At 66.5% G+C, this 14,319-nt stretch carries 12 protein-coding genes and 1 tRNA gene; 11 read left to right on the forward strand and 2 right to left on the reverse strand.

The genetic code is table 11. The features are described from left to right. Window positions 1–265: 265 nt before the first annotated feature. The 7 genes from ssd (at window position 266) to ON32_RS01355 (ending at window position 5,245) form a co-directional block, all read left to right on the forward strand. A complete protein-coding gene (gene ssd, locus ON32_RS01325; RefSeq protein WP_051132742.1) occupies window positions 266–1,366 on the forward strand; it encodes a septum site-determining protein Ssd in 1,101 nt (366 codons plus the stop codon). Beyond that, window positions 1,363–2,673 (forward strand): TadA family conjugal transfer-associated ATPase, encoded by a 1,311-nt coding sequence (locus tag ON32_RS01330; protein WP_083873847.1) that lies wholly within the window; start codon window positions 1,363–1,365, stop codon window positions 2,671–2,673. The genes ssd and ON32_RS01330 overlap by 4 nt, the downstream gene beginning before the upstream one ends. Continuing rightward, complete coding sequence (locus tag ON32_RS01335) at window positions 2,670–3,461, forward strand: type II secretion system F family protein (protein ID WP_040788059.1); 792 nt, start codon at window positions 2,670–2,672, stop codon at window positions 3,459–3,461. The genes ON32_RS01330 and ON32_RS01335 overlap by 4 nt, the downstream gene beginning before the upstream one ends. Window positions 3,462–3,591: 130 nt before the next feature. Beyond that, window positions 3,592–4,194, forward strand: a complete 603-nt coding sequence (locus ON32_RS01340; RefSeq protein WP_174361593.1) for a type II secretion system F family protein — start codon at window positions 3,592–3,594, stop codon at window positions 4,192–4,194. 120 nt (window positions 4,195–4,314) lie between these two features. After that, entirely contained in the window at window positions 4,315–4,506 is a 192-nt protein-coding gene (locus ON32_RS01345) for a DUF4244 domain-containing protein (protein ID WP_040788099.1), read from the forward strand. A 56-nt stretch (window positions 4,507–4,562) separates the two neighbouring features. Next, a complete protein-coding gene (locus ON32_RS01350; protein ID WP_040788060.1) occupies window positions 4,563–4,877 on the forward strand; it encodes a TadE family type IV pilus minor pilin in 315 nt (104 codons plus the stop codon). Further along, entirely contained in the window at window positions 4,874–5,245 is a 372-nt protein-coding gene (locus ON32_RS01355; protein ID WP_051132744.1) for an Rv3654c family TadE-like protein, read from the forward strand. The genes ON32_RS01350 and ON32_RS01355 overlap by 4 nt, the downstream gene beginning before the upstream one ends. Before the next feature lie 239 nt (window positions 5,246–5,484). Here the strand turns inward: ON32_RS01355 and sftH are convergent, their stop codons facing one another. Further along, on the reverse strand, window positions 5,485–7,851 hold the full coding sequence (gene sftH, locus ON32_RS01360) for a DEAD/DEAH box helicase (RefSeq protein ID WP_040788064.1): 2,367 nt from the start codon (window positions 7,849–7,851) through the stop codon (window positions 5,485–5,487). 471 nt (window positions 7,852–8,322) lie between these two features. Between sftH and ON32_RS01365 the strand changes: the two genes are divergently transcribed. The 4 genes from ON32_RS01365 (at window position 8,323) to ON32_RS01380 (ending at window position 13,184) form a co-directional block, all read left to right on the forward strand. After that, window positions 8,323–8,529, forward strand: a complete 207-nt coding sequence (locus ON32_RS01365; RefSeq protein ID WP_011206895.1) for a cold-shock protein — start codon at window positions 8,323–8,325, stop codon at window positions 8,527–8,529. A 277-nt stretch (window positions 8,530–8,806) separates the two neighbouring features. Continuing rightward, complete coding sequence (gene topA, locus ON32_RS01370; protein WP_051132750.1) at window positions 8,807–11,734, forward strand: type I DNA topoisomerase; 2,928 nt, start codon at window positions 8,807–8,809, stop codon at window positions 11,732–11,734. Between the two features lie 111 nt (window positions 11,735–11,845). Continuing rightward, window positions 11,846–13,051 carry a DNA polymerase III subunit delta' gene (locus ON32_RS01375; RefSeq protein ID WP_040788067.1) on the forward strand — a complete coding sequence of 402 codons (1,206 nt, stop codon included), beginning with the start codon at window positions 11,846–11,848 and terminating at the stop codon, window positions 13,049–13,051. A 57-nt stretch (window positions 13,052–13,108) separates the two neighbouring features. After that, window positions 13,109–13,184: transfer RNA gene (locus ON32_RS01380), tRNA-Thr, on the forward strand. Between the two features lie 14 nt (window positions 13,185–13,198). Here ON32_RS01380 and ON32_RS01385 read toward each other — a convergent pair. Beyond that, a partial coding sequence (locus ON32_RS01385) for a tyrosine-type recombinase/integrase (RefSeq protein WP_083873857.1) occupies window positions 13,199–14,319 on the reverse strand: 1,121 nt, incomplete at its 5' end.

The raw sequence follows: 14,319 nt of genomic DNA on the forward strand, positions 1-14,319 counted from the left end.
CCGGGGCTGAACCCGACGGCCCCAGCCTCCTCCCCCCCCGGCTGGGGCCGTCCTCTATTTACGGGCGGCACACGATTTTCGGAGTGACGCGGAAATATTTCGTCGTGGCCATTCCGGCATGCTCATTCCATCGGCGGCCTCTCCTCCGATCCCACTGTGACGGCGCCGGTCGCGGAATTCTTCACAGTTGTCCACAGCTCCGGAGTTATCCACATTCGGTATCAGGGCCGATCGATCCGCCGTTGTTTCGGCGAGGCTGGCCTGCATGGACCACGATCCGACAGCGGAACACGCGACCCCGGCCCTGGCGCTCGTCGGCGAGGGGCGGTTGCGTGAAGAAGTCCGTCGCGTCGCCGCGGCGGCCGGGCGACAGCTCGAGGAACACGAACCACCCATTGGTAGACACCCATGGGTCACCGCGTCGCTCATCGTCCTCGATACCGAGGCCGCTCTCCGGTACGCCGCCGCCGGGCATCCTCGGCGGTCCGGCATCGTCATGGTCACCGAGGGCGAACCCGGTCTGGACGACTGGCGGGCCGCCGCGTTCGTCGGCGCCGAACGGGTCGTGGCGCTACCGGACGCCGCGGTCGGACTCATCGAGAAATTCGCCGAACACGCCGAGCGCCGCGCCGACGGCGGGATCGTCGTGGCCGTCGCGGGCACCGGCGGCGGTGCCGGAGCGTCGACCCTGGCGGCGGCCACGGCATTGCGATCGGCCGGTACCGGCTTCCGTCCGCGCACCATATTGGTCGACGGTGCGCCCTACGGTGGGGGACTCGATCTGTTGCTCGGTATCGAGCAGGCGCCGGGCCTGCGTTGGCCGGATCTCGTGGTCGACGACGGACGCGTGGCCGCCGCCGCCCTGCACAACGCCCTTCCCGAGGCCGGTATCGGACTGTCGGTGCTGTCGTGCGCTCGCGGCGCGCCATGTTCCGGCGATCTCGGCTCCGCCGCGGTCCACGCGGTGATCGAGGCCGGTCGCGGTGCGGGCGACCTGGTCGTTTGCGATATATCCAGTGAGCGCGGTCCGCATGCCACTCAGGTACTCGAGGTGGCCGACCTGGTGGTGCTCGTGGTGCCTGCACGGATCAGAGCTGTTGCCGCGGCCGAGGCCGTCACCGGATGGATAGCATCCCGAAACCCGAATCAGGCACTCGTGGTTCGCGGCCCCGCGCCGGGAAATCTCCGTGGTCACGAAATCGCCGAAATACTCGATCTGCCGTTACTGGCGGCCGTTCGTGCCCAACCGGGCCTGTCCGCTCGGCTCGAACGCGGTGGTCTGCGGTTGCGGCGCGGACCGCTGCGCGAGGCATGCGATGCGGTGCTGGCGGTGCTGGAACCTCCGGCCGAGCGGAGGGCAGGATGACCGACGAGACAGAGCTTTTCGGTGCGAACTCGGCGTTACCCGCGCCGCCACCCGTGCTGCGGTCCCGGACGCGACGGTCCGCGTCGAGCGCCCCCGAACCGGTGACCACGTCGGAAACCACCGGGGTGGTCACCGCCGACCTACTGGAACGGGTCCGGGAGCGGCTGGCGGGTGAATCCGGCGCACCGGAACCTGCCCGGGTGGCGGCGGCGATCCGTGCCGAGTCCGGCGGGATGCTCGGCGATACCGATTTATTACGTGCGCTCCGATTACTCCAGACCGAGCTGACCGGTGCGGGGGTGCTGGAGCCGCTGCTGCACGACCCCGATATCGCCGATGTCCTGGTCACCGCACCGGACGCCGTGTGGATGGACCGAGGCCGTGGGCTGGAGAAGACTTCGATCACCTTCCCCGACGAGATAGCGGTGCGCAGACTGGCGCAGCGGCTCGCGCTTGCCGCGGGGCGCCGCCTCGACGATGCGCAACCCTGGGTGGACGGGCGGTTGCCCGCGCTCGATGTCGCACGTGGGGAAACCCTGGGCGTCCGACTGCACGCGGTGTTGGCGCCGATCGCCCATGGTGGGACCTGCCTGTCGCTGCGTGTTCTGCGGCCGGCGACCCAGGGGTTGGACGCACTCGCCGCCTTGAACACCGTCCCTGCCGAGGCGGAGGCGTTACTTCGGCAAATCGTCCGCGCTCGGTTGGCCTTTCTGGTCGTCGGCGGTACCGGGGCGGGCAAAACGACCTTGTTGTCCGCATTGCTCGCCGAAGTGAACCCGCAGGAACGGATCATCTGCGTGGAGGATGCGGCGGAACTGGCCCCACCGCATCCACATGTCGTTCGGCTGGTTGCCCGTCCCGCCAATATCGAGGGCGCCGGACAGATCACCGTGCGCGATCTGGTCCGGCAGGCCCTGCGGATGCGTCCGGATCGGATCGTTGTGGGTGAGGTGCGCGGCGCGGAGGTCGGTGACCTGCTCACCGCGCTCAATACCGGGCACGACGGCGGAGCGGGCACCGTACACGCCAACTCCCCCCGGGAGGTCCCCGCCAGGTTGGAGGCGCTCGCCGCGCTCGGCGGTATGGACCGCGCCGCCCTGCACAGCCAGCTCGCGGCAGCGGTCCAAGTGGTGTTGCATGTATACCGGCGGGCCGACGGATCCCGTGGATTGCGGGAGATCGGCGTGGTCACCCGTGATGACGGAGGCCATGTCCGCATCGACCCCGCGTGGTGCGCCGATGCTACAGAGCCCACCCCCGCGCGGACCACGCTGGACCGTCTACTGCACGATCGGCTGCGACCATGAGCGCCCCCCTGATATGCGGCGCGCTCGCCCTGTTGCTCGTACCGCCCGCGGCGGGGCGGCGGCGGTTCGGTGACCTGTTCGGCCGAAGGACACGACCGTGGCACCCCACCACGGCGATCCTGCTTCGTTGCGGCCTCGGCATCGGCTGCGTCGTGGCGTTCGCGTTCGGGAGTGGTCCACTCATCGCCGTGATACTCGTCCTGGGCACGATCGTGATCAGGATGCGGTGGATACACCGAGACCGCCGCCACCGTGACGAATGCGGCCGACTACTTGCCGCATTGGAGACGGTTATCGGTGAACTGCGCGTCGGCGCGCATCCGAGCGCCGCGGCCCAGGCTGCCTCGGAGGAAGCGGAAGGGATAGCGGCGCAGGTCTTCGCGGTGAGTTCGGCGCGTTCCCGGCTCGGTGGTTCCGGAGCCGATGGGCTGCGGTGTCCCGGCTCGGTGATCGCCGTGGAACTCGACCGGATCGCCGATGCGTGGCAGGTGGCCGAACGATACGGGCTAGCCCTGGCCGAGCTGTTGACCGCGGCCCGTACGGATCTGAGCGGCCGCATCCGGTTCCGTAACCGTACCGATGCCGCTCTCGCGGGTGCGCGCGCCACCGCTACGGTCCTGGCCGGACTGCCGGTGCTCGGGATCGTGCTGGGACAGCTGATGGGTGCCGAACCGTTGCGAGTCCTGTTCGTATCCACCACCGGCACCTATCTACTTCCGCTCGGTACCGCATTGGCCTGCGCCGGTCTGCTCTGGACCGATGCCATCACCCGAAAGGTATTGCTGTGAAAGGTTTCCGAGAACGATCCCACCCGAGGTGGGTGCGTTCCCGGCATGGCTGTTCCGTGACGTACACGGTGGGGCACCGAAAGCCCGAACAGTGGCGGTACAGAGGCGCGCGCGACCCACGGAGATCGAGATGAACTCTGTGGTGGGGCTGTCGTACCTACTCTCGGCGGCGGCGGTACTGCTTATCCCGGCGCCGCGTCCGGTGATCGTTCGCCTGCGTGGTACGCCCGAGCGACCGCGTAAATCGGTCCGCGGTTCCGATCGGGTGCGCGTGGATCCGCTTGCGGCCGCAACCGTCTTCGATCTCCTGGCGGCCTGCCTGCGCGCGGGCCTGCCGACCGCCACGGCGGTCCGCGCGGTCCTCCCGAGCGCTCCGCAAACTTTGCGAACGGCACTACGCCGATCGGCCGATCTGCTCGCACTGGGCGCAGACCCGGCTCTCGCGTGGGGGAGGTCCGGTACCGCCACCGTGACCACACCGGAGTTCGAATCGCTGGCACGTATGGTGCGGCGTTCGGCGCGTTCGGGTTCTGCGCTGGCGGATGCGGTGAGCGAGCTGGCGAGCCGGCGCCGCGAGGAGGTCGAGGATATGGCCGCGGCCCGGGCCGAGCGGGCGGGAGTGTGGATCGGCGGTCCGCTGGGCCTGTGTTTTCTGCCGGCATTCATCTGCCTGGGGATCGTGCCCGTGATCATCGGTCTGGCCACGCGGGTGCTCGACGGGGGTCTGCTGTGAACGCATCACCCGAGCCGGTGAACGAGACGTGTCCGTATGGATGGGCCGTGCGGACGGGGGAGAGAGGGGAAGCTAATGCGTATCGATTCGGTACGGCGGGCGATCCAGGGATCGCATGCGATGTCGTGGGAGGTGCGGGCCCGGCTGTTGCGGTTCTGGAATGGGGAGGAGGGGATGAGTACCGCCGAATATGCGATCGGCACGATCGCGGCAGCGGCGTTCGGCGCCGTGCTGTACGGGGTGGTGACCGGAGACAGTATCCCGGATGCCTTGACGAAGATCATCGACAAAGCGTTGAACACCGGGGTGTAGCGGCCGCGGCGTGGATACGGCCGGATGCGGGTTCGCTTCGTGGTGACCGGGGCGGGGTGACGGTCGAGGCAGCGATCGCGTTGGGAGCGATCGCCGTCGCCGTCGCGCTGTGTATCGGTGCCGTGCTGACCGCATCGACCCAGGTGCGGTGTGTCGATGCGGCGCGGGAAGCCGCTCGGTTGGATGCCCGGGGGGATCGGGTGAATGCGGTGGCGGCGGCGCGGCGAATAGCGCCGGAGAACGCGGGTATAGCCATTCGGCGAGAGGGTGACCATGTGATTGTCCGGGTCTCCGCCGGGTCGCCGCTGCTGCCCCTGCTGGTGTTGCGAGCAGAGGCGGTCGCCATTGTGGAACCGGGAGAAATACCGTGACGAAACGAAGGGGGTGGCGGGATGACCGGGGCGCGGCGAGTGTGGCGACGGCTCTGGCGTTGGTCGGACTTCTCATGGTGACGGTCGCGGTGGTACAGGTCGGCGCTGTCGCGGTGGCGCGGCACCATGCACAGGCCGGTGCCGATCTTGCAGCGCTTGCCGCGGCGAGCGCGCTCCTGCGCGGTGCCGAGGCCGGTTGCGCAGAGGCGGAGGCCCTCACTCGCCGGATGAGGGTTCGGCTCACCCGCTGCGAAGTCATCGATTGGGATGCGGTGATCTCGGTGGAGGAAGAAGTGCCGGGAGGCGTGTTCGGCTCGCACAGCGTACGCGCGATCGCGCGGGCCGGTCGGATCGAACCAGGGGAGTGAAGCATCCGCGCCGAAATTTGTTAACGGGAATTATTCGAATTACATAGCAACCGGAATTGTTGCGTCGTCAAAGATTCTCCACGTGGAACCGGGGAATGAGGCAATATGTTGTGGACGGGTGGGTTGAATCGGGAATGGCAATCATTCGGTTAACGACGCATTGGTATCCGCTGCCGGGCGCAATAACTGGACAATTGACCGAGTTTCCGAACTCCTTGTTCTGCCGAAATATTGCGTGCTCAGGACGTGGTTGCGAGCCCATCTCCCGGTTCGGAGGCCAGGTCGGCGACCACCACCCTCAGCAACCGGGCCGCGGCCGCCTTGTCCAGAGGAGTGTTGCCGTTCCCGCATTTGGGCGACTGCACACAGGACGGACACCCGGAGCCGCAGCCGCACGAGTCGATGGCATCGAGCGTGGCCGTCAGCCAGCTGCGGAGTTGGGTGAATCCGCGTTCGGCGAAGCCCGCACCCCCGGGTTGTCCGTCGTAGACGAATACGGTGGGCAGGCCGGTATCCGGGTGTTCGGCGGTGGAGACACCGCCGATATCCCACCGGTCGCAGGTAGCGACCAGCGGTAGCAGGCCGATCGCGGCGTGTTCGGCGGCATGGAGCGCGCCGGGCAGCTCGGTGGGGTCGATATCCGCTCGTTCGAGCAGTTCGGCGGTCACGGCGTAGAACACAGCGGTTGTGGGCAGGGTTCGGGTGGGTAGATCCAGTTCCACCAGGTCGAGAATCTCCCCGGTCGGCAATGTGCGGAGGTAACCGACCACTTGCCCGGTTACCCGAACCTCCGCCAGCGCGGTGGTCACCCCGCGATACATCCGATGATCCAGTACCTGCTCGATCTCGATGGAGGTGACCTGGCGGGCGTTGGTCGTCCAGCCGGGGTCGTCGGCGCGGACGAATGCGATGCCGGTGTCGAGATCCAGTTCTTCGACGACATAGGTTTCGCCCCGATGCAGGTGAACCGCGCCTTCGTGCAGCGTGGCGGGGGCGCGGGCGGCGTCGGCGGTGCCGAGTAGTCGGCCGGTCTCGCTGTCCACGATGGCCACCGGCGAACCGATACCGCCACGAACATCCACGGAGTCGTGCGGTTCGGTTGCGGCGGTGACGAACCAGCGCGCCATCCCGGCGGTCGCCTTCTCCCGTCGGCGGATGAGGCCTCGAGCGGCCAGGTCACGGATGATCCGGTCGCCCCCGAAGTGCGCCACCTCCTCGTCGGTGAGCGGCAGTTCCGTTGCCGCGCACAGCAGATGCGGGCCGAGGACATAGGGGTTGCCCGGATCGGTGATCGTGGCCTCGACCGGTCGTTCCAGTAGTGCTCGAGGGTGGTGCACCAAGTAGGTGTCGAGGGGATCGTTGCGGGCTACCAGTAGCGCCAACGAGCCACGGGCGTCCCGGCCCGCCCGGCCCACCTGCTGCCAGAAGGAGGCCACCGTGCCCGGAAAACCGGACAGCACGACCGCATCCAGGCCGGCGATATCCACCCCGAGTTCCAGCGCGTTCGTGGTCGCAACGGCCATCAGTGAACCGTTGGCCAGCCCTTCCTCCAACTCTCGCCGGTCCTCCGGCAGGTAGCCGCCCCGGTAGGCGGCCACCCGTTCGGCCACCACCGGGTCGATCTCGTACAGCAGTCTGCGGGTATCCATGGCGATGAGCTCGGCCGAGCGGCGGGAACGAGCGAAGGCGAGCGTCCGCGCACCCGCGAGCACCAGTTCGGCCGTGATTCGGGCGGCCTCCGTGGCCGCTCCCCGGCGCACCGGTGCGCCGTTTTCTCCGCCGCTTTCGAACAGCAACGGAGGTTCCCAGAACGCCACCGTGCGTGGGCCGCGCGGGGAGCCGTCCTCGGTGACCGCAACACAGTTCGCGCCGATCAGTCGGGATGCCGCCGCCGCGGGGTCCGCCGTGGTCGCCGAACACAGGATAAAAACCGGTTCGGCCCCGTAGTGCGCAGCCAAGCGCCGCAGCCGGCGCAGCACCAGCGCCACATGCGAACCGAATACTCCTCGGTAGGCATGGCATTCGTCGATCACTACGAAGCGCAGGCGGCGCAACAGGCGCGCCCAGCGCGGGTGGGCGCGTAGCACTCCCAGGTGCAGCATGTCGGGGTTGGTGAAGACCCAGCGGGCACTGGTCCGAACCCATTGCCGGACCTCGCCCGGGGTATCGCCGTCGTATGCGGCGGCGCGGATATCGCGGAGCGGACCCTCATGGGTGAGTGCGGCTACGGTCCGCAGTTGGTCGGCGCCGAGTGCTTTCGTCGGTGCCAGGTAGAGCGCGGTCGCTCGGGGGTCGTCGAGCAGTGTGCTCAGCACCGGCAGTTGGTAACCCAGCGATTTGCCCGAGGCGGTGCCGGTGGCGACCACGACATGGCGGCCCGAGATCGCCGCTTCGGCGGTTGCGATCTGATGACGCCACGGGACATCGATACCCGTGGCTCGTAATGCGTCGACAACCGCGGGGGCAACCCATGCCGGCCAGTCGGCGATCGCGGCGGCGCGTTCCGGAAGCTCTGCGATATGGGTTGGTTGGAGTTCCCCGTCAGGCTTGCCTTTCAGGACACAATTCAGCAACAATTGGCCGTAACTGGAGCCGATCGTGTCCATTGATCGGCGTTCTTCACCCGGGGGGTTCACGGCGCCAAGCCTTCCAGGCGGCCAGAAAGTGTGAAACGTGCGCGTCCAAGTTGCGCTACCTGCGATTTCGATACCCAATAGCGATCTGGGTCACAGTAGGGTTGCCGGACCGAATCCTGGTTATCGAGAGGCAAACATACCGGAAGTTCAGAATACAGCAATCCAATCCTTATCTGCGCATTCGCAAGATCAGCTTTTTTGCAAATTGTCGGTAACTCCGCTGTCGAATTGCTTGAAGACATGGTTCACTGGGTCCTGGTCGCAAGCTTCTGTGTTCGAGGGACGGATGTAAAGTCCAAACCGTCGGCAGGGGATCGATGTTGCGACCGGTGTACAAGGCGGTTTTCATCGGAAAGAAGCCAACAGTGCAGCGGTCGGAACGGGCCCGGTGGACGAAACCCAGTTGTCCGCCGTTCCGAGTAAGAAAAGAGAAGGAACAGAATGGCACAGGGAACTGTGAAGTGGTTCAACGCGGAGAAGGGTTTCGGCTTCATCGCGCCGGAGGATGGCTCCGCTGACGTCTTCGTTCACTACTCCGAGATCCAGGGTTCGGGTTTCCGTACCCTCGAGGAGAACCAGAAGGTCGAGTTCGAGGTTGGCCAGGGCACCAAGGGCCCGCAGGCCACTGGGGTCCGCGCGCTCAGCTGAGCACGGGACATTCTGCTCGTCCCTCACCCCCGTTATGGTGGTGAGGGACGAGCTGTATCTGGGTAGATCCGCATCACACCGCGCGGTATGGCCGACCCGCGACCCTGCATACTGAACGCGTCGACGCCTGTGCCCGTGGTTTCTCGCAACCGCTCGACCATGCGCAGCGTCAAGGTATAAACGTCTCTGGTGGCTTCGAACGTTTGTTGCCGCCATTACCCCAGCCGCGCCCGCGCCAGTGGTGCCGAGCAGGTCGAGAGGAAAGGTGTATCCACCGGTGGCAACACGAGACCGCAGTGCAGCCGACCAGGGGCGCCCCCTGCGTCGTCTCGTGATCGTCGAGTCCCCGACCAAGGCCCGCAAGATCGCGCCCTATCTGGGCCGCGGCTACACGGTGGAGGCCTCCGTCGGCCATATCCGGGATCTGCCGCGCGGTGCGGCCGATGTCCCGGCCAAATACAAGGGTCAGGAATGGGCCCGCCTCGGGGTCGATGTCAACAACGACTTCGAACCCATCTACGTCATCAACCCGGATAAGAAGAGCAAGGTCACCGAACTCAAGGGCCTGCTCGCCGAGGCCGACGAGCTGTACCTGGCCACCGACCCCGACCGGGAAGGTGAGGCCATCGCCTGGCATCTGTTGGAAACCCTGAAGCCGAAGATTCCGGTCCGGCGAATGGTGTTCCACGAGATCACCGAACCGGCCATCCGCGCGGCCGCCGCCGATACCCGGGAACTGGACAACGACCTGGTCGACGCCCAAGAGACCCGCCGCATCCTGGACCGGCTCTACGGCTACGAGGTCAGCCCGGTGCTGTGGAAGAAGATCATGCCGCGGTTGTCGGCGGGCCGGGTGCAGTCGGTCGCCACCCGGGTGATCGTGCAGCGGGAACGCGAGCGAATGGCATTCCGCTCGGCGGAGTACTGGGATATCGCCGCCAAGCTCGACGCGGGCGGTGCGGCGGACACCACCAACCCGCGTACCTTCGCGGCGCGGCTGATCGATATCGATGGCTCTCGTGTCGCCACCGGCCGAGATTTCGGCCCCGATGGGCGGCTCAAGGCCCCTTCCCAGACGAATACGCTGGGCGCGCCACGGGTCGTCGTGCTGGACGAGGCCTATGCCCGCCGGCTGGCCGAAGCGCTCGACGGCGCCGACCTCACGGTGTCGTCGGTCGAGTCCAAGCCCTACACCCGCAAACCCTATGCGCCGTTCATGACGTCCACGCTGCAACAGGAGGCGGGCCGCAAACTGCGGTTCACCTCGGAACGCACCATGCGGGTGGCACAGCGGTTGTACGAGAACGGCTACATCACCTATATGCGCACCGACTCGACCACTTTGTCCGAGTCGGCCATCCAGGCCGCCCGCACCCAGGCCACCCAGCTCTACGGAGCGGAATACCTGCACCCCACTCCGCGCCAGTACAACCGGAAGGTCAAGAACGCTCAGGAGGCGCACGAGGCCATCCGACCCGCCGGCGATACCTTCGCCACGCCCGGTCAGCTGCATTCGCGGCTCGACGAGGACGAGTTCCGTCTCTACGAACTGATCTGGCAGCGCACGGTCGCCTCGCAGATGGCCGACGCCCGGGGCACCACCCTGACGGTGCGGATCACCGGCACCGCCGGGACCGGCGAGGAATGCGTATTCGCGGCATCCGGACGCACCATCACCTTTCCGGGCTTCCTGAAGGCGTATGTGGAGAGCGTCGACGAGGAGGCGGGCGGTCAGTCCGACGACGCGGAGAACCGCCTGCCCGACTTGTCCGAGGGCGAGGCCGTCACCGCGGTCGAACTGACCCCGGACGGGCACGCCACCAACCCGCCCGCCCGCTACACCGAGGCGTCGCTGGTCAAAACCCTGGAAGAGCTGGGTATCGGCCGGCCGTCCACCTATTCGTCGATTATCAAGACCATTCTCGACCGCGGCTATGTGTACAAACGCGGTAGTGCGTTGGTGCCGTCGTGGGTGGCGTTCTCCGTGGTCGGCCTGTTGGAGGAGCATTTCGGCCGGCTGGTCGACTTCGATTTCACCGCGGCCATGGAAGACGATCTGGACGCCATCGCGGCCGGTCGGGAGCGGCGTGGCAACTGGCTGACCGGGTTCTACTTCGGTGGTGATCACGGGGCCGAGGGGTCGGTCGCCCGTTCCGGTGGGTTGAAGAAGATGGTCGGTGATCGGCTCGACGAGATCGACGCCCGCGAGGTCAATTCGATCAAGCTGTTCACCGATGCGGAAGGCCGCGATGTCGTGGTGCGGGTCGGTCGATACGGCCCGTATCTGGAACGGATGGTCACCGACCCGAACGCTCGCGACGGCGAGCCGGTCTCCCAGCGCGCGAATCTGCCCGATGACCTTCCCCCCGACGAGCTGACGCCCGAGGTGGCCGAAAAGCTGTTCGCCACCCCACAGGAGGGACGCTCCCTCGGCGTCGATCCGGTGACCGGACATGAAATCGTGGTCAAGGAGGGCCGGTTCGGCCCGTACGTCACCGAGATCCTGCCCGAGCCGGTCGAAGATTCGACGAACGACAAGAAAACGACCAAGAAGTCGACCACGAAACCGCGAACCGGTTCGTTGTTCAAGTCCATGGACCCGGCAACCGTCACCCTCGACGAGGCCCTGAAGGTGCTGTCGCTGCCCCGTGTGGTCGGTGTCGACCCGCAGTCGGGGGAAGAGATCACCGCCCAGAACGGTCGTTACGGTCCCTACCTGAAGAAGGGCACCGATTCTCGTTCGCTGGCCTCCGAGGACCAGATCTTCACGGTCACCCTGGAGGAGGCGTTGAAGATCTACGCCGAACCCAAACGCCGCGGTAGACAGGCCGCGGCGGCACCGCCGCTGCGGGAACTCGGTACGGATGCGGCCACCGGGAAGCCGATGGTGATCAAGGACGGTCGGTTCGGCCCGTATGTCACCGACGGAGAAACCAACGCCAGCCTGCGCAAAGGCGACGATGTCGCAACGATCACCGACGAGCGCGCCTCGGAGCTGCTGGCCGATCGGCGGGCGCGCGGTCCGGTGAAGAAGGCCGCGAAGAAGACAGCGGCGAAGAAGACCTCCACCAAGAAGGCCGCGGCGAAGGCCACCGCCACGAAGACCACGGCGAAGAAGACTCCGGCGAAGAAGACCGCGACCAAGGCGACGGCCAAGAAGGCGACGAGCCGTGCATCGTCGCGGTCGGGTGGCGAGTCGGAGTAACGTACCCGACCACCCGTGCTCGGATGGTTTCGATGCCACTGTTTCCGGCTCCTCGCCTCGGGTCGGCCGTGGATGGTCGGTACGGACACCGGGCCCATTAGGGTGTAGCGCATGGCGGGTGTCTTCGATCGTCTGGTCGGCCAGGAAGCGGTGGAATCCGCGCTGACCGCCGCCGCGGTCGCCGCCCGGTCGGGGGTGGTGGCGGGGGCGATGACACATTCGTGGCTGTTCACCGGACCACCGGGTTCGGGCCGGTCCGTCGCCGCCCTCTGTTTTGCCGCCGCCCTACAGTGCACCAACCTGGACACGCCGGGCTGCGGTCGCTGTCATGCCTGCACCACCACCATGGCCGGTACACACGGTGATGTGCGTCGTGTCGTTCCCGAGGGGTTGAGCATCTCCACCAAGGAAATGCGCGAGATCGTGCAGATCGCGGCCCGTCGGCCGAGTACCGGCCGCTGGCAGGTGGTGGTGATCGAGGACGCCGATCGTCTCACCGAAGCAGCGGGCAATGTGCTGTTGAAAGTGGTCGAGGAGCCGCCGGACCGGACGGTGTTCCTACTGTGCGCCCCGTCGGTGGACCCGGAGGACATATCGATCACCCTGCGATCCCGGTGTCGACATATGCATCTGGTGACACCGTCCGTCCCGGCGATCGCGCGGGTTCTGCGGGAACAGGACGGGATCGACGAGAAGACCGCGGCGTGGGCAGCCGCGGTCAGCGGCGGCCATATCGGGCGGGCGCGCCGGCTCGCCACCGATGAGGAAACCCGGACCCGGCGCAAACGAGCCCTGGCATTGGTGGCCGCGGTATCCCGCCCCGGTGCCGCCTATGCCGCCGCCGACGAACTGGTCAAGGCCGCCGATGACGAGGCCAAGCAGTTGAACGCCGACCGCGACGAACGCGAACGGGAAGAGCTCGCGACCGCCCTCGGCGCCGGTGGCACCGGGAAAGGCGCTGCGAGCGCCACCCGCGGTTCCGCCGGTGTGCTCAAAGACCTCGAACGCCGCCAGAAGTCCCGTGCCACCCGCACCGGCCGCGATGCCCTCGACCGCGCCCTCATCGATGTGGCCGGCCTCTACCGCGATGCCCTGGCCCTGCGTTTCGGAACCGGCGCAGCGGCCACCGATGTCACCCTGTACCACCCCGATATGGCCGATCAGGCCCGTGACCTGGCCGAACGGATACGTCCCGAGGGTCTGTTGCGGTCGGTCGAAGCCGTCCTCGCCTGTCGTGAGGCCTTGGACCACAATGTCAAACCGCGTTTTGCGGTGGCGGCCATGGTCGCGGGCCTCATTGCCGCGCAAGCCCCCTGACCACCCGTTTTCGCGTTCGGCGGTAGGAGACGATAGACTCGCCACGCCGAACGGCATGCCGCCTTAGCTCAGTCGGTAGAGCGCTTCACTCGTAATGAAAAGGTCGGGGGTTCGATTCCCCCAGGCGGCTCCACTCGGGAACAGGCTTTAACCAGCCGTTTTCCGATTCCGCCGCCGCTTCTTGCGCGGTACCGCTGAATCCGTTTTGTCACGGTTTGTCACAACAGCCTCCAACGTGCCCGCTGCGGAGGCCAGCGCGTCGTTCTGGGAATGCACGTAGGTCCGCATCGTGAAGGCGCTGTCAGCGTGCCCCAACCACTCCGATATCACCGCGATCGGCACACCCTGAAGATGCATCAACGTGCCGCAAGTGTGACGAGCGTCATGCAGCCGAATCCGCCGCACCTTCGCCGCCTTGGTGATCTTCTCCCAGTAGTCCGTCAGGGTGTCCGGATGGTACGGGTAGCCGGCTGGGTCGACCACCACGTGTGTCCCGGGGCCGTACGCCTCACCGAGCGCCAGTTTCTCCGCCGCCTGCCGTTTGCGCGCTGCCTTCAGTTCTGCCTTCAACGTCGCCGTCAACGGCAGGGTGCGGTCCGAGTCCTCCGACTTTGTTTCGTACTCCTCGGCCCGTCCATTCACCGACACCCGGTTGTTGGCGATGGTCAAAGTCCCGCCTTCCAGGTCGATGTCCGACCACCGAAGCCCACCGATCTCACCGCGACGAAGACCGGACAACGCCAGGTGCCAAGCATGGCCGTTGCGATCCTTCGACGCCGCCGCCAGCACCTTTCGTACCTCATCCTCGGAGAAAGTGTTATGCCGCTTCTTCCGTTTGGCCGGCACCCTGTCGACCAGCGCAGCAACATTGCGAACCAATTTGCCTTGAGCAATCAGAGAATCCAATACCGTCTCGAATCGGTCCAAGGTGGCATTAACCGTTTCCGGCGCCCAGGGCCTCCGGTCCCGGCCGTTGGCTTTCTTGGCGGTCCCGGCAAGCAGATCGGTAACAAGGTCGTCCAGGTGCCGCTTCGATATCTTCTGCACCGGTTCTTCGCCGTACCGATCCCGAATAGGTTGCAGTGCATTCGCGTAATTCGTAGCAGTCGTTCCACGGACCCGCTTACCCGCCAACCAATCCGAGCACGCCTGTTCAACGGTCAACGTCGAAGTTGGAACATAGGTGCCCCGACGGACCGCCTGCGAAGTCTCGGCCAGCGCGTCACGAGCCTCCTTTTCAGTGCGATACCGCTTACGTGTCTGCCGAC

This window comes from Nocardia paucivorans NBRC 100373 (assembly GCF_000308675.1).
Classification (GTDB): Bacteria; Actinomycetota; Actinomycetes; order Mycobacteriales; family Mycobacteriaceae; genus Nocardia; species Nocardia paucivorans.

What these genes read in the sequence shown, in the direction of transcription:
- ON32_RS01365 (WP_011206895.1), top strand. Translation starts at nt 8,323, where the DNA reads ATGGCACAGGGAACTGTGAAGTGGTTCAACGCGGAGAAGGGTTTCGGC.
- ON32_RS01340 (WP_174361593.1), top strand. Translation starts at nt 3,592, where the DNA reads ATGAACTCTGTGGTGGGGCTGTCGTACCTACTCTCGGCGGCGGCGGTA.
- ON32_RS01335 (WP_040788059.1), top strand. Translation starts at nt 2,670, where the DNA reads ATGAGCGCCCCCCTGATATGCGGCGCGCTCGCCCTGTTGCTCGTACCG.
- ON32_RS01375 (WP_040788067.1), top strand. Translation starts at nt 11,846, where the DNA reads ATGGCGGGTGTCTTCGATCGTCTGGTCGGCCAGGAAGCGGTGGAATCC.
- ON32_RS01330 (WP_083873847.1), top strand. Translation starts at nt 1,363, where the DNA reads ATGACCGACGAGACAGAGCTTTTCGGTGCGAACTCGGCGTTACCCGCG.
- ON32_RS01345 (WP_040788099.1), top strand. Translation starts at nt 4,315, where the DNA reads ATGTCGTGGGAGGTGCGGGCCCGGCTGTTGCGGTTCTGGAATGGGGAG.
- sftH (WP_040788064.1), bottom strand. Translation starts at nt 7,851, where the DNA reads ATGGACACGATCGGCTCCAGTTACGGCCAATTGTTGCTGAATTGTGTC.
- ssd (WP_051132742.1), top strand. Translation starts at nt 266, where the DNA reads ATGGACCACGATCCGACAGCGGAACACGCGACCCCGGCCCTGGCGCTC.